Source organism: Metabacillus mesotrionivorans, from assembly GCF_052171315.1.
GTDB lineage: Bacteria > Bacillota > Bacilli > Bacillales > Bacillaceae > Bacillus_P.
The window spans coordinates 884,185-904,925 of sequence record NZ_JBQMFF010000001.1 but is presented as its reverse complement, the minus strand read 5'-3'; the positions used below and the strand labels follow the sequence as shown (position 1 = coordinate 904,925).

Genomic DNA, 20,741 nt, shown 5'->3' with positions numbered 1-20,741 from the left:
AGCTCCGACAGGCAGAAAAGAAATCACCCGAAAAGTCCGGATTTGACTTTTTGGGGGATTTTGTTCTGACGGAAGGGTTGAGCGATGGAGCTGGACACCGCGAAAAGCGGAATCTGCCGTTTAGCCAACAGGAAAAAATACACAAAAAAACCGCTGAACAATTCAGCGGTTTTTGAATGTTTAAGCAGTCGTATAATGTTCGTCAACAATTGCTGCACAGCGGGTGCACAGTGTTTTGTGATTTTCATTTTCGCCCACATCGGTTGTGACAACCCAGCATCTTTCACACGTTTCGCCTTCAGCAGGTTTAACTGTGATTTTCACTTTGTCGCAAGTATGTGCATCCTGCGGAGCGTCCTCATAATTTCCTGCAAGCTTAAAGCCTGATACAATGAACAGCTGCTTTAAGTTTTCATCAATTGATTCAAGCAATTGTTTCGCTTCCCCGTTCGCATATACTTGGATGCTTGCAGTTAACGATTTGCCGATTACTTTTTCATTGCGGGCTGCTTCAAGTGCCTTTAAGACATCATCGCGAAGCTCCATGAAAGCATCCCATTTCTTCTCAAGCACGTCAGCACCGGCAATCTCTTTGCTTTCAGGCATATCTGTAAGCTGAACGCTTTCTTCTGAAACAGAGTCGATGTGTGCCCATACTTCATCAGCTGTATGAGGAAGGATCGGCGCAACCAGCTTGACAAGTGAAAGCAGCGTGTCATAAAGAACGGTTTGAATGGCGCGGCGCTCTTTGTTATCAGGAGCTTCGATGTAGAGAACATCTTTAGCGAAATCCAAATAGAAGGAGCTGAGTTCAATTGTGCAGAAGTTATGAACTGCATGGAAGATGGCCGCGAACTCATAGTCTTCATACGATTTTTTCACTTTGTCTGTCAGTTTATTCAGCTTCACCAACATGTAACGGTCAACATCGCGCAGCTCGTCAAACGCGAGGGCATCTGTTTCAGGGTTAAAATCAGCAAGGTTACCAAGAAGGAAACGGAACGTATTGCGGATTTTTCTGTACACCTCTGCTACTTGCTTCAGAATGTTGTCTGAAACTCTTACATCAGCCTGATAGTCAACAGAAGCTACCCAAAGACGAAGAATGTCTCCCCCAAGCTGGTTCATAACTTTTGAAGGCAGCACAACGTTCCCAAGAGATTTACTCATTTTGCGCCCTTCTCCGTCCAGTGCAAAACCATGGCTGAGAACGCCTTTATATGGAGCTTTTCCTGTTACAGCAACACCAGTGGACAGGGAAGAGTTAAACCAGCCGCGGTATTGGTCAGAGCCTTCCAAATAAAGGTCTGCCGGACGCTGCAGGTCATCTCTTTCAAGCAATACTGCCTGATGGGAAGAACCAGAGTCGAACCAGACATCCATGATGTCCTGTTCTTTCGTGAAGTTTCCGTTCGGGCTGCCAGGATGCGTGAACCCTTCAGGAAGAAGATCTTTTGTTTCACGTTCAAACCAGATGTTTGAACCGTGCTCGCGGAACAGGCCGGATACATGATTGATCGTTTCATCCGTAATAATCGGCTCTCCGTTTTCTGCATAAAAGACAGGGATCGGAACTCCCCATGCACGCTGTCTTGAAATACACCAGTCCCCGCGGTCGCGAACCATGTTGAACAATCTTGTCTCGCCCCAGGCAGGAACCCATTTCGTTTCTTTTACTGCCTGAAGTAGATCCTCGCGGAAATCCTTGATGGATGCAAACCATTGGGCAGTTGCACGGAAAATGGTCGGTTTTTTCGTTCTCCAGTCATGAGGGTATGAGTGTGTGATGAACGAAAGCTTGAGCAGTGCTCCTGCTTCTTCAAGCTTTTCTGTAATCGGCTTGTTTGCAGCATCATAGAACATGCCCTCAAACCCTGGTGCCTCGCTTGTCATATGGCCTTTTTCATCAACCGGGCAAAGGACATCAAGACCGTATTTCTGGCCGACGATAAAGTCATCTTCCCCATGGCCAGGTGCAGTATGAACGCAGCCGGTACCGGCATCTGTCGTTACATGTTCTCCTAAAACAACAAGTGATTCACGGTCATACAGCGGATGCTTTGCAGACACTCTTTCGATCTCTGTGCCTTTGAATGTTTTGACAGCCTTATAGTCTGCCCATTGGAGTTCTTTAGCTACCGTTTCAAGCAATGCGGATGCAACAACGAATGATTCCCCTTCTACATCTGCCACCGTATACTCAAGTTCCGGATGAACGGCAATGCCAAGGTTTGCAGGAATCGTCCACGGAGTAGTCGTCCAGATAATGATTTTTTCTCCGCCGTTCAGCACATCATTTCCCTGTGCAACAGTAAATGCTACATAAATAGAAGCAGAGCGTTTGTCATAATACTCGATTTCAGCTTCTGCAAGAGCAGACTCACTGGAAGGTGACCAATAGACCGGCTTTAATCCTTTATAAATGTACCCTTTCTTCGCCATTTCCCCGAATACTTTGATTTGCTGTGCTTCGTATTCCGGATTCAGCGTCACATAAGGGTTTTCCCAGTCTCCGCGAACACCGAGACGCTTAAACTGCTCCCGCTGATTGTTGATCTGCTCCCACGCATACTCTGCACACAGCTTGCGGAATTCGGCTACACTTAATTCTTTGCGGTTTACTTTTTTGTTTTTAGTCAGAGCCGTTTCAATCGGCAGACCATGTGTGTCCCATCCAGGCACATATGGAGCGTTGAAGCCGCTCATGGATTTATAGCGGACGATAAAATCCTTAAGCACTTTGTTCAGTGCATGGCCCATGTGGATATCTCCATTTGCATACGGCGGTCCGTCATGAAGAATAAACTTCGGGCGGTCTTTTGTGCGCTCCTGCACTTTTTGATAAATCGTCATTTCTTCCCATTTTTCCTGAATTTGCGGTTCACGGTTAGGAAGATTTCCTCTCATCGGAAATTCGGTTTTCGGCATCAGCAGGGTATCTTTGTACTCCATCGGTATTCCTCCAGACAGTTTGTAATGGGGCAGAAAAAACACAAAAAACCTTCTCATCCCAGAAGGGACGAGAAGGTTTCTCGCGGTACCACCCTTTTAGACAAGCTAAAAAACGCTTATCCTCTTTGAGATTCGTAACGTGAATAACGCGTTTTTGCTTACTGATTCTATAGGTTCAGCAAAAAAACTCGAGGGTGATTTTCGCAAGTTTGCTTCTTTGCCGGACTCGCACCATCTCCGGCTCGCTTTGAAAGACTTCATACTGCTACTGTCCCTGTCATGGTTTTTTAATCATTTATAATATAGTAGTCATCAAATTATATGTGAAATGGTGCTTTAAAGTCAAGACTGCACCTTTGATTCTTCGCGCTCTTCATATAATGATTCCAGTTCATACTCAAGGAGGTGATCCCAGTCATCATTTTTAAGAAGGTCAAGCTGTGCTTCAATCAGCATCTGGAAGCGTGTTCTGAAAACTTTCGACTGCTTTTTCAGCTCTTCAATTTCAACGGCTATTTTTCTTGATTTAGAAAGCGATTCATTGATGATGCGGTCAGCGTTTTTCTCTGCTTCCTTCACAATCAACTTCGCTTCCTTTTGTGCGTGGCGGCGGACTTCCTCAGCAGCCTCCTGCGCTACAAGAATGGATTTATTAAGTGTTTCCTCGATATTTGAAAAATGACCAATGCGTTCGTTAAGTTCAGTCACTTTGTTTTCGAGTTCTTTTTTCTCGCGGATGGCAAGCTCATAATCTTTGATGACCTGGTCGAGGAATTCATTGACTTCATCCTCGTCATAGCCCCGGAACCCTTTGTTAAATTCTTTGTTATGAATATCAAGCGGTGTTAACGGCACTTCTGCCACCTCCAGTATGTATTGATCAATCGATCTTTCTTCAAGTATAATTCATATTTTGACAGAAAAGGCAAAAATCCTTCTATTTTCCCAAATTTATTTTTGAATCCCGTATGAGATTTTCCACTTATCTTTCTTTGTCCTGCCATCAATCGACAACAGTTTGGATCTGCCGTGGCCTCTTACAGAAAGCGTGTCTCCTTCTCTGCATTCAAATGACGGCTGCTCGATGACCCGAAAGTTTACTTTCACATACCCGGTTTGAATCAGCGCACCAATTTTTTGCCGGGAAATGTTATAGACAGATGCTGCAACAGCATCAAGCCTTAAAGAGCTCACGGTCGCTGTTTTTTCAAGCATTTCTTCCACGTGGAGGATGCGCTCACTCCAGTCAAGTGCGTTCAGCGAAACCTTTGTCCGGCCAATTTCAGTCAAATTCATCAAAAGAAAAGCTTCTGTTTCTTTTGCAGCAACCAGCTGGATCCGGTCACCTGAAAAAAGCAGGTCGCCGAATTTTGAACGTTTGAGCCCGAGTGACATTAAAGAACCCAATACTTGCCGGTGATCGATGCTAACAAACTTAGACGGATAGCCGATCTCAAGCAGGGACAGCTGAAAATCATCATGGGAAGGAGTAAAGTAGTCCGGATAGAGCAGCGCCCGCTTCCGTTCCATATCCTCGCCCGAAAACTGAAGTCGAACGTCTTCGCCTGACCCGATAACGGCTTTGACCATCTCCTGCTCCCTCGGGTCGAGAAAATCCGTCAGCTTTGGAGAATAATTAGTCAAAACACTTTCTTTCCATTCAGCCGCCTGATCGATAAAATGCCGTTCTTCTTGTCTGAAGTGCTGATAAATGTGGTCCATGCTTATCTTCCAGCCTTTTCGTTAAGCTCCTATAAATTGGAGCCAAAATGAAAACAGTGCCGTTATGTACGGCACCGCCTGTATCTTATCCAATCATTGTGAAGATTGAGTTAAGCCCGTATCCTGCAAATCGCAGGGCAAGAAGTGCAACAATTGGTGAGATGTCAATCATGCCAAGCGGCGGAATAAACCTGCGGAAAGGTTCAAGGTACGGCTCTACAATTTTAGCAAGCAGCTGTCCGAAACTGCTTTCTCTTGCATTCGGAAACCATGAAAGCAAGATGTAAATAATAATCGCATAAGAGTAAACCTGCAACAACGTAAATAAAACATCAGCTACTACGCCCATTTAATTTTACCACCTCTGATCTTCTTCCGAGACAATTTCTGAAATCGAACCTGCAACATCAACGTTATCCGGTGTGCACAGGAAAATATTCGCTCCGATTTTCTGAATGTCTCCCCCTATAGCGTACACAGTTCCGCTTAAAAAGTCTACAATGCGCTTTGCCTGATCATGCTGAATGCGCTGAAGATTGACAACAACTGCCCGTCTGTTCTTCAGCTGATCGGCAACGTCCTGAGCTTCAGCGTAAACTCTCGGCTCGCATAAAACCACTTTAGATGATTTCTGAACACTTTGCAAACTGACAACATTCTGTTTGGTCTGCTGCGGCTTTGGAGGAAATGGCTGTTCTTCCTCGTAATCATAGTCCTGGTGCCTCTCCTGCTCAACATATTCATATTCTTCCTCATCAAGGGCAAAAAAGCTTTTAAACTTATTTTTAATACTCATGTACGTGACACCTCCGATTTCTTATCCAACCAGGGCTGAGCCGATGCGGATGAAAGTAGCGCCTTCTTCAACCGCTATTTCAAAGTCATTCGACATTCCCATAGAAAGCTCACTGCAAGGTGCATACGGCAGATGAAGGGATTCTACTTCCCCGCGCAATGTACGGAGCCTTTTGAAGGATTCTCTCAATACACGTTCATCATCTGTGTTAGGTGCCATAGTCATTAATCCGACGACAAGAATGTTCGGATAATTCTCAAGCTCCTTAACAAATGGGAGAACTTCCTCAGGTGTCATGCCATGCTTGGATTCTTCTCCCGACGTATTCACTTGAATGAAGCACTTTACTTTATCATCGGCCCGCTTATCAATTTCTTTAGCAAGCGAGAGCCTGTCCAGGGAATGTATGTAGTCTGCTTTATCAATCATGTCTTTTACTTTTCTCGTCTGAAGGCTTCCGATAAAATGCCATGAAGCACTGTTTCCTATAGCTTCGTATTTTTCGGCAAGACCTTCATTTCTGTTTTCGCCAAGATGTGCAATGCCTGCTTCAACAGCTTCTTTCGCCCGTTCAATGCTGACATATTTCGTGACGGCAATCAGTCTGATCTCATCCGGATTGCGGTCTGTTTTACTGCATGTATGTTTAATTCTTGCACGTATTTCCTCTAAGTTCTGTTTCACGCTCACAGTTGTTTTTGCCTCCCCTTTAAACCGATAAATCCAGCCATTCTTCCGGTCTTGCCCCCATCTCTCCTGTGTGAAAAAAACAGGGAAGATTCGCAGCTTGTACAAAGCGGGGTTGTCAATATGCGGGACTCGCTCAGACCTGCATTCAACAGCAAGTATTTGTTGAGCAGCTTTAAGTCAAGCGAATACTGCCCGGCAGATACCTCTTCATATGGAGAAGGGAAAGCGTTAGACAGCGCTTTGTTCACTCTGTCAATGACATAATCATCAACTGTATAGCAGCAAGGTCCGATGGATGGTCCGATGATGGCATAAATGGATTGTGCCGAGACGCCTTCCTTCAGGGTCCACGTTCTGGCCATTTTGCCCCCAATATCAAGGACTGAGCCTTTCCAGCCTGCATGAGCAGTGCCGACCAGCCTTTTTTCAGGCTCATAGAAGAAAAGAGGCACACAGTCTGCGTAGCAGAGAGAAAGCATCAAGCCTTCTTCATCTGTGTAAAGGCCGTCTGTTTCCGGAACAGCAGAAGCATAATTCATTGTCCCTTTTGAACGGTCTTCCTTGCGTGCTTTATAAATGCTGCTGTCATGAACCTGGTCTGCATAAACCCAATGTTCAATAGGCATATTCACGGCTGATGCAAGGATCTTTCTGTTTTCTGTTACACTTGCGGGATCGTCGTGGACATGAAGGCCAAGATTCAGAGACTGAAAGTGACCACTTGAGACTCCCCCGTTTTTTGTTGTAAATCCTATAACGAGATCTTCATTTAATTGTTCCCAGTCCGGGCTGTTTAAGTATGTCTCATGCTGAAGATTAAGCGGATTCTGAGTCATAAATGATCATTCCTTCTGTTTGCTGTTTGGTGCATTTTATATACGACTATATTTTACCACATCTTTCCCATTACGACAGAAAGATTGTTAAATTAATTCGCTGTTTTGGTCTATTTCCCTATTTACACGGACTAAAATCACATCTTCCCCGATTTTGACAATGTTTCTCCACGGTACGACGACTTCTTCCTCCTTGCCGAAAAAACCGAGTACCTTGCCAGGCCCGCTGATAAAAACAGCCTGAATTTTCCCCGTCGTTACATTTATATCAAAATCCGATACCATTCCGAGCTTCTTTCCATCTGAAACATTGACAACATCTTTTGTCTGAAATTCAGATATATTCATCATCGCATCCGCCCCCCGTCTTACTTAACTATATGTATGAATGTGAGCGTTCTATGCCCTGCATTTCATGAAAAAGAGCCGTCCTGATAGACGGCTCTAATTTTGTATATTCTTATTCATTTGTTTGATAGCAGCTTTTTCAAGCCTTGAGACCTGCGCTTGTGAGATGCCGATTTCCTCCGCCACTTCCATTTGGGTTTTTCCCTGGAAGAACCGTTTTCTCAATATGAGCTTTTCACGCTCATTAAGCCTGCGCATTCCCTCTTTTAAAGCAATTTCTTCAATCCAGTGTGAATCGCGGTTTTTTTCGTCACTGAGCTGATCCATGACATAGATTGGATCCCCGCCATCGTTGTAGATCGGCTCAAAAAGCGACACCGGGTCCTGGATGGCATCCAGTGCAAAGACGATTTCTTCATGCGGGACTTCCAGTACCCGGGATATTTCTTCCGCGGTCGGTTCTCTTGAGGTTTTGCTCATCAATTGTTCTCTGACCTGCAAAGCTTTGTAGGCAATATCACGAAGAGATCTGGAAACCCGGATCGGATTGTTATCGCGCAAATAGCGTCTGATCTCTCCAATAATCATCGGTACAGCATAAGTTGAAAATTTTACATTCTGGCCAAGATCGAAATTATCAATGGATTTCATAAGTCCAATACAGCCAACTTGAAACAGGTCATCGACAAACTCACCGCGGTTGTTAAATCGCTGAATGACGCTCAAAACCAAGCGAAGATTCCCGTTCACGAGCTTTTCCCGTGCATCCGAATTGCCGCTTTGCATCTCGCGGAACAGGATTCTCATTTCCTCATTTTTCAGGACTGGAAGTTTGGAAGTATCTACTCCGCATATTTCAACTTTATTTCTTGCCACATCTTTCCCTCCTAACAGGAGCTGCTGTACAGAGTTAAGTATCTCCTTAGGTGGGAAAAATATGCACATGTCCAAAAGCCAAAAATGTCGGAAGTGCCTCCAAAGCATACAGGAACTGGAAATTAGGCGGATAATATTTTTTTAGACCATTTTATTGAATTCTTTGCGCAATCTTTTGATAATTCTCTTTTCAAGCCTGGATATGTAGGACTGGGAGATCCCCAGCATATCCGCGACATCTTTTTGCGTTTTTTCTTCTCCTCCCTGAAGGCCAAACCGCAGTTCCATGATCTGTTTTTCCCGGTCATTCAGCTGCTGAAGAGCTTTAAGGAGAAGTTTGCGGTCCACATTTGCTTCAAGGTCTTTTGTGATGATGTCTTCTTCTGTTCCAAGAACATCCGAGAGGAGCAGCTCGTTTCCGTCCCAGTCGATATTCAATGGTTCATCAAATGAAACTTCAGACCGGATTTTGTTGTTTCTTCTCAGATACATCAGGATTTCATTCTCGATGCATCTTGATGCATAGGTGGCAAGCTTGATTTTCTTTTCCGGATTAAAGGTGTTGACAGCTTTGATTAGTCCAATTGTTCCGATGCTGATTAAATCTTCAATGTTAATGCCTGTATTCTCAAACTTCCTGGCAATATAGACGACAAGCCTTAAATTTCGTTCAATCAGAATGGAGCGTGCTGCCTGATCGCCTCCCGGCAGTTTTTTCAGAAGGACTTCTTCTTCATCCTTTGTGAGCGGGGGCGGAAGTGCTTCGCTTCCTCCGATATAGTGAATTTCATCTGTTTTCAGGCCCAGCTTCATCAGCAATTTATACCAGAGATACGTAATCTGCAATTTTAGTTTTTTCATGATTCTCTCCCTTCTATTTTCCTTTACAGCTGAGTACACTACTACAGGATAATGATAAAGCTGAGTTCGGTACCATCAAGCGGTTATGAATCTGGTTTGATGGCACTTATCAGTGCGGTCAGAACCATCAAGCGGTTATGAATCTGGTTTGATGGCACTTATCAGTGCGGTCAGAACCATCAAGCGGTGGAAATTATGGTTTGATGGTACTTGTCACTGCGTTCGGTACCATCAAGCAGTTGATATTGTGGTTTGATGGCACTTGTCACTGCGTTTAGAACCATCAAACGGTGGAAATCTTTACGAAACATCCTGCACGGCTCCGCTCTGAAGCATTTTGGGATGAACGATGCAGTCATATTCCCCTTCAGGCGACAGGCTTGTTCGGTTCAGCCCGATAATCGTTTTCGAAGCAAGAATCGTTTCATCTTTTGTTGTCACAATGACCTCATCCGGTTTTAGACCAATTAAAAACTGATTTGATTTTCCGACGACCCGAAACGGAATGATTCTTACTCTGTTATCCATAGAATGAGATTCACTTGACGCGGTTAAAGCCGTCATCACATCTTCTTGTAGCGCTATTTCAAGCAGCGCATCCGGAACATGCCCTTTTAGCTTATTGGCATCTGCAATCATGACCGGGGACTTTGAGATGGGATCATAAAGCTGATTTCCGCTGTCTATCAGACCCTTCAGTGTGAACGATGCTTCCCCAATCTTGATATAAACCGAGACAATCATGTCATATTGAATCTTTTTCATCTCAAGATCATCAAGCCTTTTTCTTGAAAAATACCAGGCTGCAGGAAAGCCGGCGATGACAAACAGCCAGCTGACAGGATCGCCAAAACCCCCTGAGTTTGTCATTAAAATTCCGTCTGCAAATCCGATTTCCGTCTGAATAAAATAATGGGCCCCCATCATGGCCCCGCCTACCATAAAAGTAACGAAATAAAAAGTAAGCAGACACTTGGCGAAATACTTAAACCTCTTAAATCCAAAGGCTGCCAGTATCATGAAGACAGAAACGGATAACTTGCCTAACGGATGCGTTGCAATGGGTGAAAAAGGAGTGAACAGAAGGACAACGATGCCAGATCCAATCAAGGCTCCAATCAAAATCCTGATCTTCATCAGTTTCTGCTTCAGCAAAATATTCGTCAAAAGCAGCAGGAAAAGATCAAAAGAAAAATTCAAAAACCAGATTACATCCAAATAAATGGCCACGTTAAACTCCTTCCCCTGAGGTTTTCACATCTAAGAAAAAATAAGGGCGCTGTCCGAGTGGATAGTAATAGTATAGCTGAGCACAGCAGGTGAAGTCTGTCAGTTACTGCCGATAAAATAGAGTATTTTTGATAGATATCATTGCTATTTGTCGATGGAAAAAGGTGGATTGGCATAAAGAATTCTGTATGCAGATCAGCTGCGGCAATACAAAACAAAAACTCTCATTCCGCAATAGGAATGAGAGTTCTTTGTGAGCTTATTTGTTCGCAGGTTTTTTGCCGTTTATAAACAGTTTGCCATCTGCGACGGCTCTTGTTTCGTTGCCGTAATCATCTTTTGCAATGACTTCGATTCTCGCACCTTCAGCTTTCATATTGGATGTTGCCGTGTAGTAGCCCTCGTAATGTCCTGGTGACGTTTCTCTCAGCGGAAGCTCTGTTGCATTCTGGATGCGCGCATTTGTGAGAGGCATATGAAGAACGAACGTTGCATCCAGATCTTCTTCGCTGTCAAATTCTATTTTCACGCTTTCACCGGACTTAATGTATTTATCCTCGGCAGGTTTTAGATTTTCAATGACCGGTGCATCATATTTCACATATACTTTGATGGTTTTCTTTAAACGGTTTCCTGCTTTGTCTGCTGCAAGAACAGTAATCAGATTCTCACCGTTTTCGAGCAGAATCCGTTTAGAGAATTTACCGTCCTTGACGGCTGCTTTTTGTCCATTCACTTTTACCCAGTCCAAATTGTCATCTGAAACTGTTCCGCTGACCGTTAATGCTTCCGTGTTCAGCTTTTGTCCGTCTTTAGGATTTTCAACTGTGAATGACGGTTTTGTTTTGTCCAGCGTCACTTTTACTGCATTAGATGCATCTGTCATGCCTGCATCTGTGCTGGACTTGGCAGTCAGAACATTTTCACCTGTATTCAGCAGGACTTCTGCCCGGAACGTGCCGTTTTCTGAAGCTTGTACAGCAGCTGCCTCTGTTTCCCCGTTAAAAATATGAACAGTGGTTGTCGGTGATGCTTTCCCCTCTACAACAGCCGTTTCTTTGTTTGTGAACGAACCGTCTTTAGGTGACGTAATTTCTGGAGCAGTCACTTCATAGTCCACAATCGCCCTGATCATGTAGTTTCCTTCTTCAGCAGGTGAAGGTGACCAGGCTCCGCTGACCATTTGCCAGCTGCGTCCGGCATTTTCGCCATCTTCGTCGGTTGCAAGTCCAGGCGAATTAGGATTTGCTTTTGTTTGAATGTAAACCATATAGAAATCGCCGTCCACAACTACACCCTGGTCAAGTAAGTTGACCATTGTCCATTCTCCGTTGCGAAGCGCTTCTGCATTGATCGGTCCGGCAAGCTTTTTGCCAGGTGCCCCGTCCGTACCTGAAGCATCGTAAATGGCTACCTGGAACTCAGTGCCTCCAGGTACAGGCCATTCTGTATCCCAGAACCTGAACAGTCCGCCTGTTACCATCGCTCTCTCGTTTCCTTCAGCAAGAGACATTTTTACAGCCCAGCCATTGCCTGCTGCATTAAATGCTCTGGCGTTTTCAGCTGTTCCGTCGTCATATCCGATCTCACCCGGATACCCGATGAACGGCTTCAGCGTAATATTTTGAACTGTTGTCTGTTCTGCATCAATAGTGATTCTCGTGTCCTTGGCATAATAAGAAGGTGCCATCGCTTTCAGCGTATAGTCTCCTTCATAGGCTTCAATTGAATATTCCCCTTGTTCATTCGTTTGAACAGGAGTAATGGCTGCATCTTCAACAAGCAGAAGGGTTGCATTTGCAACCGGCTCCCCTGTTGCTTCATTTGTCACAGTGCCGCTCACAGTTCCTTGTGGAAGTTCTTCAAGAACAAAGTTTGCTTCTGTGATGCCGTCGTTCTCAATTGTAATCGGCATGGTTTCTGTCGCATACCCGTATGCTTCTGCCTGGAGAGTAAATTCACCTGCACCATGAACAATTTCATAGCTGCCGTCCTGCAGACTTGAGTATGTCGATCTTCCTGTTTCAACAATGCTTACTTCTGCTCTCATCGGCAGGGCAGCAGGCTGTCCTTGGTCAGTTAATCCTTTGGCAGCAGTGAATGGTGCCGGTTTGATTTTGTTCGGATACACTTTTTCTTTTTTCTCTATTGAAGACTTATCTGCCGTTGCAGATTTGCTTTCAACTCCAAGTGATGCTTTGTTCTGAATTTCAATCGGAGTATCAGAAAGCTTTACATCGTCAATGTACCATCCGTCTTTTACGACGCTTCCGTCCGATGTAACGTTAAACGCAACATAAATCCGCTCACCTGCATACCCGCTAAGGTCAACCTGTCCGTCAATCCAGTTTGTTGTGACCCCGTTCACCCGCAACCCTTGAGTCCATGTTTCCTGATCCGTTGAGATGAAAACATGCCCATAATCATATCGGTTTTCAAGTTCATGCCACTGCTTAAATTGAAGGAACGCAGCTCCTTCTGCAGGTAAATCTATTGGAGGCATGAGCAAATTCATGTTTGCCCCATTTTCGTAATCGCCGTCAAGGTTGGTAGCAAAAACGTTTTCACCTGAAGCTGCATTCCCCGGACCGTTTACCGGTACTCCATGCTCCCAGCTGTTTTTCACACCGTAAGAAGTCCAGCCTGCAGCGCCTGTTTCAAAATCCTGCTCATAGCCAGTCGTAATGCCCGGCTGAACAGCTATTTCATATTCTTCTGATACCACTTCATTTGCGCCAAAATCAACAGCTTTCCATTTATAGACAAGTGTGCCTTCTTCTAATGCCTCACCGGGAATGACTGCTTCGTAATTTCCATCAAGGAAATCACCCGACACTCTGGCAGCTTCAGCTGTCTGCCATTGTCCGTTGTTGTTTTGGTATTGAAGTGAGACGTTTGTCACGCTGATATTATCGGTTACTTTCACTGTTAAAGGAAGATTCATACCCGCGAATGCCTCTGCCGGCCCAGTATGTTCCATAACCGGAGCCTCTGCATCTTCCCCTTCTTTTGCAACCTGTCCTTTTACTTTTCCAAGACCTGTCATCAGAGAGGAAACCGCATCATAGGCATTTACCAGTCCATGGCCATATCCGTTATTAGGAGAGCTGGTAAAAGTTGAATCGGTCAATGGTGTTGCTGTAGTTGTCAGTACGTTTTCAATTTCCTCTACCGTGATGGAGGAATCAACCTGCCTCAGCAAGGCTACTACAGCAGAAACGTGAGGTCCTGCCATTGATGTACCATTCCACCCGCCTTCGTAAACCCCGCCTGGAACAGATGACCGGATGTTTACGCCCGGTGCTGCAATATCAGGCTTTGTTTCATCATAAGGAGACGGTCCCTGAAGTGAAAAACTTCCTAATTGGTTGTTGATGTCTGTTGCACCTGTTGCAAAAGATTCAGGATAGTTTGCCGGGTTGGCAATGGATCCTGGACCTCCCGGATTAAATAAAGTCGTGTTGCCTGCAGAGAATTCAGGGAAAATATCTGCAGCACGCCATGCATTGACCATTGGCCTGTACCATTCATCGAGCCCTGATCCTCCGCTCCAGGAATTGTTGACGACATCAGGCGCCATTTCAGGATGCGGGTTGCCGTCTTCATCTTTTGGTGCAATAATCCACTCTCCTGCCTCAAGTAAATCTGCATCTGTTCCGCCGTTTGCAGTGAATGCTTTGACAGCAATCCACTTTGCACCCGGTGCAACACCGATTTGGTTATTGCCATTTGGCTCTGCGCCTACCATCGTGCCTGTTACGTGCGTTCCATGCCCATCATCGTCGTAAGGCACTCCTTGATTTGCTGTCGCATCAAACCAGCTGAACTCGTGATCCGGTGCATTTGGTGCAGCTGGATTGAAGCCGCGGTATTTTTCTTTTAATGCCGGGTGATCCCATTGAACACCTGTATCAATAGAAGCAACAACGGTTCCGCTTCCGTCGATGCCCATCTCCCATGCTGCGGGAGCACCGATTTGATTGATGTTCCACTCTGTCGCTGCAGGAGATGCGTTTGTGTCTGTCTGCTGTACAGATGTTTTTTCTTTTACCTTGTTCAGCTGACGAACTTCATTTGGAAGGATCTTGTCCACTTCCGGGAAAGATGCAACTTTTTCCATTACCTCCTTAGTGGCAGTGACAGCCATTCCGTTTACGATATAATAAGATTTTATGTCTTTCGCATTTCCGGCTTTTTGTTCTTTCGTTAAGTATGTTTTCAGATTATGCTGCGTTTCAAAGGCTTTTGCACGAAGGGAAGAAACGACAGCCGACCGTTTCTCATATTTGGCCTGCAATCCTTTAGATTCAGTTTTTGCAGCATTCTTTGCAACTTTTGCTGTATCAACCTGCTCTTTCAGCTTAATGAGAAACGTCACCTTTTCTTCTTTCTTAAAAGATTCGGCAACCTTCTTTGAAACTTTATCAGCCGTTATGTTTTTCTGACTTTTCACTGATGTACTGACGTTTGTGCTTGCAACTGACACACTTGGCGCAAGCAAAGTTAAAAGCAGGATCATAATTGACAAAATACTGAGCGATTTCCCATATTTCTTCGGCATTCTTTCAATTCCCCCTTAAAATGTTGTAGGCAGATCCTCAGGCCCTCCCTCCCTCTGAAATGTATGTATGATCTGAGCTGTTACATTAAATGTAAAGAAAGTTTTTTGAAAATTTTGTCATTATTTGCACCCAAAATATTCCTTTTGCAGAAATGATCGATTTGACGGAGAAGAAAAGTTCTGCAAATCAGGACAAATGAACGCCTGTCTTTTTTCACTCTATAAAAGATGCGATGAACACGGGGATTCACAGCGTTTTTTTGAAAGGACATTCGGACTATGGTGAAAACAAGCCTGTAAAAATAAACATAATTTACCTAATTTAACCATTTGTAAAGTGCTCAGGTAGAGCAGATTGTTACAATACAGGAAATGGTACTCAATATCAGCAGATTTCTAAGGGGACTAATTTCATCTTTTATCTATAAAGAGCAGGACAATATGAGGAGACAGATTTTATGTATAAAAGAATGCAAAAAAAAAGACATGGCACCTGGCCATGTCTTTTTTTGCTATTATCTGCGTTTGTTGCGGTTTCGCAGGAATGTAGGGATATCAAGTGTATCATCGCCTTGCTGCATAGAACGGCTTGACATGTCCTGAGCAGGCTCCTCGCGTTCGCGCTCACGTTTCATTTCTCTTACATCGCGAGGTTTAGGTGATGGTTTTGGAGCAGTGTTTCCGAATGGTCTTGACTGCGGTTTGCTGTGATTGATTTCTACTTCGTTAAAGCCGGTAGCAATAACAGTCACTACAATCTCATCCTTCAGGTTTTCGTTGATAACTGAACCGAAGATCATGTTTACGTCCTGATCTGAAGCAGTAGCAACGATGTCAGCTGCTTCCTGAACTTCATAAAGACTTAGGTTTGAACCGCCCGTAATGTTCATCAGAACACCTTGTGCGCCGTCAATTGATGTTTCAAGAAGCGGACTTGAAATAGCTTTTTTTGCGGCTTCTGCTGCTCTGCTTTCTCCAGTAGCAACCCCAATACCCATAAGTGATGAACCTTTGTTCGACATAATTGTCTTAACATCGGCAAAATCAAGGTTGATCAGCCCAGGGACAGCAATCAAATCTGAGATGCCCTGTACACCTTGGCGGAGTACGTTATCCGCTTCGCGGAAAGCTTCAAGCATCGGTGTGTTTTTGTCTACAATTTCAAGAAGACGGTCGTTCGGGATAACAATCAGCGTATCAACTGATTCTTTCATTGAAGAGATGCCGCCGGCAGCCTGCATCGCACGCTTGCGTCCTTCAAACGTAAACGGGCGGGTAACAACCCCAACAGTAAGAGCGCCAAGGTCTTTAGCGATCTGGGCGATGACAGGAGCTGCACCAGTACCTGTACCGCCGCCCATTCCTGCAGTGACGAATACCATGTCTGCTCCTCTTAAAGCCTCTTCAATCTGCTCTTTACTTTCTTCAGCAGCTTTTTTGCCGACTTCAGGGTTTGCGCCTGCGCCAAGGCCTCTTGTAAGCTTTGAGCCAATCTGCATTCTAGTTTCTGCTTTAGATAGATTCAAAGCCTGTGCATCAGTGTTTACAGCGATAAAATCCACGCCTTGAACACCATGTTCTATCATACGGTTAACAGCGTTGTTTCCGCCTCCGCCAACCCCAATTACTTTTATCGTTGCCATGCCGTCAATATTGCTTTCAAACTCCAACATACAAAATCCTCCTAATCCATCGAATGACTTCCTCTTGGTGCATGTTATTCAAAGAAGTAACCAAAGAATTTTTTCACTTTGCTTTCTTTTTTCTCTTCTTTTTCTTTCGCCTTAGAGCGCTGATGCTGATTCTGCTGGGGCTGAGGCTCTCTTTGTGCTGCCATTTCAGCCTTGTCGGGAACAGCATTTGAACTGATGCTCCGGCCCTGTATTTTAGCATTTTTGCAGGCAAACTGAATCAGCCCGACTCCAGTCATGTACTGCGGTTCTCTGACCCCGATATAATCAGGGCTTGCAATGCGGACATTGCTCTGAAGCACATCCTGTGCAATTTCAAGCACTCCAGGCATGCTTACAGTTCCTCCGGTCAGAACAAATCCTCCCGGCAGGTCCCTGACACCAAGTCTCTTAATCTCATGCTGAACGAGCTCAAACATTTCTTCCAGTCTGGCTTCTATAATATCAGAAATTTCAAGCTGATTAAATTGCTGCTTTTGATCTGTGCCGATAATGGCCGCTTCAAACACTTCTTCTTCCGAGGCGTAATCATAGTAGGCATGTCCATGCTTTACTTTAACACGCTCAGCCTCATCCGTCGTTGTACGAAGGCCGATGGACAGATCTTTCGTTATGTTTTCTCCGCCGATCGGCAGGACGCTAGTCGTCTGAAGATGACCTTGGTCAAAGACGGCAATTGTTGTTGAACCGCCTCCGATATCAACAAGGGCTACGCCAAGGTTTTTCTCATCCTTAGAAAGGGCAACAGCTCCTGATGCAAGCGGCTGCAGGCATATATCTGTAATTTCAAGCCCTGCTTTCTCTACGCACCGAAGAAGATTATGTAAAATCGTTCTTGATCCGGTGATGATCGTGCCTTCCATTTCAAGACGCACACCAATCATTCCGCGCGGATCGCTGATTTCATCCAGTCCGTCAACAATAAACTGCTGAGGAATCACATCTATGATCTCCCGTTCCGGAGGTATTGACATAACTTGAGCAGCATCAATGACGCGTCTGATGTCCTCATTTGCTATTTCGCGGTTTTCGCTTGAGACAGCCACAACCCCGTGGCAGTCCTGCAGCTGTACATGATTGCCGGTCACTCCCACTACAACTCTTCTAAGGGGAATGCCTACCATTCTCTCTGCCTGTTCAACCGCTTTTCTAATAGAATGAACGGTCTCGTCAATGTCGACGATCGACCCTTTTCTGAGTCCTTCTGATTTAACATTGCCTACACCAATAATGTTCAAATTATCGTCTGCCATTTCGCCGATGATAACCTTAACACTGGATGTACCGATGTCTAGACTTACAAAGATTTCATTGTTGTTCATTCTATGGCACCTCCTTAACTTATCATTTCCATTCTATTATTAGAGGAACAACAATACAATGAATCTAGTTTTACATATTTGTAACAATGCTGAAAAATGCTGTGACATTTGAAACATGCATGTCACACAAATTCCAGCCTGCTTCGTGCAGGTTCTAACATGAATTAGATACTTAAAGTGAGTATTCGTCAAATCCTTGATTTTCCCTCTTAAAAAATCAACTTTTTTTAAGTTTTTGGCGCGATTCAGTCCAATTGGCAATAATGATTCGTCTGATGACGGCAATATTCTGGAACAGTCTGACTCCAAAAGCAAATATTGCTACCAAATACAAGTCTACACCAAGATGAACACCCAGAAAAGCTAAACTTGCTGCCAAAATGATGTTAAAGAAAAAACCGGATACAAACACCATTTCATCGTACATATTCTGCAAGTGTGCCCGAATCCCCCCAAGCAGCGTATCAAGTGCCGCAAGAATGGCTATGGAAAGGTAATTCGAATATTCGCCGGGAATCCGGAAATCAGTCAGCAGTCCCAATGAAATTCCAAGAATCAACCCTAAAATGGGAAGCCACATTATGAATTCTCTCCTTTTTCAAACGGTTTCATATTCTGAACCCTGATCACATCGTCATACGGAGGGATCGTAATGCTCCCTTTTGGCTCTGAGATGGACAGTCTGAGATTATCAACAGCAAATGTATCCATAACCGTTGATCCGTTTAACCGGCTGAAAAGCTTCTCTGCATCCTCGCCGATCACCTTAATCTCAAGCGGAAAAGAATGCAGGCTGTAGCCGTCTATCTTCGTTTTGCCGTTGATGTCCCGGATGACGGTCGTATTGACAACTCTCCGGCCATCAATTGAGATGCTTTCGGCACCGTAGGAATTAAGTTCATTCAAAAGACGCTTAAGCAGATCAGGTGCAACACTGCTTGTTTCCGTCTGTGTCAATGACTCATCAAACAGCGGGGAAATCGTAATCGTAATCCCCTCCCCTGTTACTTCGGTCAGCCCTGCTTCTTTCTTTAGCTCTTCTACTGTTTCCTTCAGGGTTTTTTCAGCACTTTGATTCTCATCATTCTCATATGTATCGATCAGTTCTTCATACTTGCGGATCTCAAGCAGCAGCTCAGACTGCATCATCTGCTCTGTTTTAAGTGCCTCCCGCAGCTGCCACATGTCCCTTGTATCTCTGACCTGAGGTTCCTGAATGGACTGAAACTGAACAGCAAGCATAAGGCCGAATATCATTGTCAGTATGGAAAAGCTGACACCTTTCAAATTTTTCTTCAAGGCAACCACCCGTCAAGATTTCTTTTCTTGCAATAATGGATTCATTTTAATCTCATCTTTTTTCTCAAGGGTAATGACAATGTTGTCATATGCTACTTGCTCCACCACTCCGCCTGCAATATTCAGAGCCTGATCGAGCACAGCAGGATCGCCGATGGCTGAAATGACAAACGGTGCGGGAAATTGATTTCCATCCACAGTTACAACAGGTCCATTACAATATATATACGAATCATGCGATAATCTCTGTCCATTGATTGCAACTGCACTTGCACCGGATATGAGAAGTTCGTTGATCACTTTAAAAATATGGCCTTCATGCACAATGTAATTATTGACGTTTTCGCCTTCAGGTATGTAGGAGGAATCTTCAAGAGTGACTTCAATCCCCTCTCCTTTTACACCAAGCTCGCCTACATACATTCTGTATTTCTCAGCATCTTCAACCAGGTTAAAATAAAGCTGCTTTTCATTTTTCAGATCTTCTTCAATTTTCCTGACCTTTTCCTGGGTATCAGACAATTGCTTCTGAAGCTCGGCATTTCGTTCCTCCTGCTTGATCAAAAGCTGCCTTGTTTCATATTCTTTGTCCCATTGTTCAGAAGAAATGCCGTTTTCAGGCTGTTTTTCTTTCGTAAGCTGATAAGAAAAAGCTACAAGAAAGCCAAGCACAAGCATGATTAAGGAGAGGATGACATACCTACCCCTCATTTTCATTTTCATTTTGTTCCGTCGCCTCCGCCTCTGTTTCGTCTGCAGCTCCTTCAGCAGGAGTGCTGAGCTCAGTTTCCCCGCTCTTGTCAAATGATTCAAAGTACGTGCCGACTTCCATATGAATAACGCCCTTTGCCCCAGGCGCAAGCTGGCTGACAATGGAAGGATAATTTTTCATTTTTTCTGAAAAACCTCTGACAGATGCCTGTACTTCATAACCGTCGTTCATGTACAGAGTGATATGCCACGGGTCCATTTGTTCAGGTGTATGATAAATTTCCGAAATGGCATTTGAAATGCTGTCAGGCAGGCTCATTAATTCAAGAGCCATTTCTTCTATTTCTTCAGCGTTTTTCCAGTTCATCAGAAGCGGTGCGTCATCTGGAAATGCCCCGGTTACAGGATCAAGTGTTCTTCCGTTCTCAAGAATCGGCGAAAACTTGTCCCCTTTTACGACGTATGCCACTTTCTGAAACTCATCGACTGCAATCGTTACCTTATTTGGCAGCTCTTTTTCAATCCGCACATCCTGAATTTGGTCATAGTCAGACAGCGCCTCCCGAACTTCACTGTCCTCGATGCTGAAAAACCCTGTTTTTTTGGTAATTCCGCTCAAAGAAATAATCTCTTCATCAGAAACAGTTCTGTTGCCTTTTACATCTATGGAAGACACTTTGCTCAGCGGAGACTGAAAGTAGATGACAAGCAGTATGAGGATGAAAAAGACGGATAGAAAACCTATTAATCTGCGGTTTGATTTTTGCCTGCGGTGCTCTTTTAACTTGGGCACCCTGTCTTCAAGCGAAACGACTTTGCCTTTTTCCATGTATTCACCCCTCATCC

Annotated in this window: 18 protein-coding genes and 1 other annotated feature; all 18 genes read right to left on the bottom strand. The window is 44.4% G+C overall.

The genetic code is table 11. The features are described from left to right. Window positions 1–180 precede the first annotated feature (180 nt). Window positions 181–2,952: an isoleucine--tRNA ligase gene (gene ileS, locus ACTSEZ_RS04555; RefSeq protein WP_369732990.1), complete on the bottom strand. Its 2,772-nt coding sequence runs from the start codon at window positions 2,950–2,952 to the stop codon at window positions 181–183. Between the two features lie 60 nt (window positions 2,953–3,012). Next, window positions 3,013–3,242: a binding site (T-box leader), on the bottom strand. 52 nt (window positions 3,243–3,294) lie between these two features. After that, the gene (locus tag ACTSEZ_RS04550) at window positions 3,295–3,807 is read right to left on the bottom strand and encodes a DivIVA domain-containing protein (protein WP_029284984.1); all 513 of its coding nucleotides are present in this window, start codon (window positions 3,805–3,807) and stop codon (window positions 3,295–3,297) included. A gap of 96 nt (window positions 3,808–3,903) precedes the next feature. After that, window positions 3,904–4,674, bottom strand: a complete 771-nt coding sequence (locus ACTSEZ_RS04545) for a YlmH family RNA-binding protein (protein ID WP_369732989.1) — start codon at window positions 4,672–4,674, stop codon at window positions 3,904–3,906. Window positions 4,675–4,759: 85 nt separating this feature from the next. Next, window positions 4,760–5,023, bottom strand: coding sequence for a YggT family protein (locus tag ACTSEZ_RS04540; RefSeq protein WP_029284986.1), 264 nt, complete (start codon window positions 5,021–5,023; stop codon window positions 4,760–4,762). Between the two features lie 6 nt (window positions 5,024–5,029). Further along, window positions 5,030–5,470, bottom strand: a complete 441-nt coding sequence (locus tag ACTSEZ_RS04535) for a cell division protein SepF (RefSeq protein WP_369732988.1) — start codon at window positions 5,468–5,470, stop codon at window positions 5,030–5,032. A gap of 21 nt (window positions 5,471–5,491) precedes the next feature. Then, window positions 5,492–6,160, bottom strand: coding sequence for a YggS family pyridoxal phosphate-dependent enzyme (locus tag ACTSEZ_RS04530; protein ID WP_369732987.1), 669 nt, complete (start codon window positions 6,158–6,160; stop codon window positions 5,492–5,494). Further along, on the bottom strand, window positions 6,157–6,996 hold the full coding sequence (pgeF, locus tag ACTSEZ_RS04525; protein ID WP_369732986.1) for a peptidoglycan editing factor PgeF: 840 nt from the start codon (window positions 6,994–6,996) through the stop codon (window positions 6,157–6,159). The genes ACTSEZ_RS04530 and pgeF overlap by 4 nt, the downstream gene beginning before the upstream one ends. Before the next feature lie 87 nt (window positions 6,997–7,083). Beyond that, window positions 7,084–7,347, bottom strand: a complete 264-nt coding sequence (locus ACTSEZ_RS04520; RefSeq protein ID WP_369732985.1) for a YlmC/YmxH family sporulation protein — start codon at window positions 7,345–7,347, stop codon at window positions 7,084–7,086. Window positions 7,348–7,440: 93 nt separating this feature from the next. Next, window positions 7,441–8,289, bottom strand: a complete 849-nt coding sequence (gene sigG, locus ACTSEZ_RS04515; RefSeq protein ID WP_087946299.1) for an RNA polymerase sporulation sigma factor SigG — start codon at window positions 8,287–8,289, stop codon at window positions 7,441–7,443. 72 nt (window positions 8,290–8,361) lie between these two features. Continuing rightward, window positions 8,362–9,081, bottom strand: coding sequence for an RNA polymerase sporulation sigma factor SigE (gene sigE / locus ACTSEZ_RS04510; protein ID WP_029284992.1), 720 nt, complete (start codon window positions 9,079–9,081; stop codon window positions 8,362–8,364). 300 nt (window positions 9,082–9,381) lie between these two features. Beyond that, window positions 9,382–10,311, bottom strand: a complete 930-nt coding sequence (spoIIGA, locus tag ACTSEZ_RS04505; protein WP_369732984.1) for a sigma-E processing peptidase SpoIIGA — start codon at window positions 10,309–10,311, stop codon at window positions 9,382–9,384. 259 nt (window positions 10,312–10,570) lie between these two features. After that, on the bottom strand, window positions 10,571–14,872 hold the full coding sequence (locus tag ACTSEZ_RS04500; protein ID WP_369732983.1) for a S8 family serine peptidase: 4,302 nt from the start codon (window positions 14,870–14,872) through the stop codon (window positions 10,571–10,573). Between the two features lie 515 nt (window positions 14,873–15,387). Continuing rightward, complete coding sequence (gene ftsZ / locus ACTSEZ_RS04495; RefSeq protein WP_029284998.1) at window positions 15,388–16,545, bottom strand: cell division protein FtsZ; 1,158 nt, start codon at window positions 16,543–16,545, stop codon at window positions 15,388–15,390. 44 nt (window positions 16,546–16,589) lie between these two features. Continuing rightward, window positions 16,590–17,885 (bottom strand): cell division protein FtsA, encoded by a 1,296-nt coding sequence (gene ftsA / locus ACTSEZ_RS04490; RefSeq protein WP_369732982.1) that lies wholly within the window; start codon window positions 17,883–17,885, stop codon window positions 16,590–16,592. Window positions 17,886–18,102: 217 nt separating this feature from the next. Beyond that, window positions 18,103–18,465, bottom strand: coding sequence for a small basic family protein (locus tag ACTSEZ_RS04485; protein WP_029285002.1), 363 nt, complete (start codon window positions 18,463–18,465; stop codon window positions 18,103–18,105). After that, the gene (locus tag ACTSEZ_RS04480; protein WP_369732981.1) at window positions 18,465–19,184 is read right to left on the bottom strand and encodes a DUF881 domain-containing protein; all 720 of its coding nucleotides are present in this window, start codon (window positions 19,182–19,184) and stop codon (window positions 18,465–18,467) included. The genes ACTSEZ_RS04485 and ACTSEZ_RS04480 overlap by 1 nt, the downstream gene beginning before the upstream one ends. Window positions 19,185–19,196: 12 nt before the next feature. Continuing rightward, entirely contained in the window at window positions 19,197–19,895 is a 699-nt protein-coding gene (locus ACTSEZ_RS04475) for a DUF881 domain-containing protein (protein ID WP_369733091.1), read from the bottom strand. Continuing rightward, window positions 19,885–20,724 carry a cell division protein FtsQ/DivIB gene (locus ACTSEZ_RS04470; protein ID WP_369732980.1) on the bottom strand — a complete coding sequence of 280 codons (840 nt, stop codon included), beginning with the start codon at window positions 20,722–20,724 and terminating at the stop codon, window positions 19,885–19,887. Before ACTSEZ_RS04470 ends, ACTSEZ_RS04475 begins: the two co-directional genes overlap by 11 nt. Window positions 20,725–20,741 lie beyond the last annotated feature (17 nt).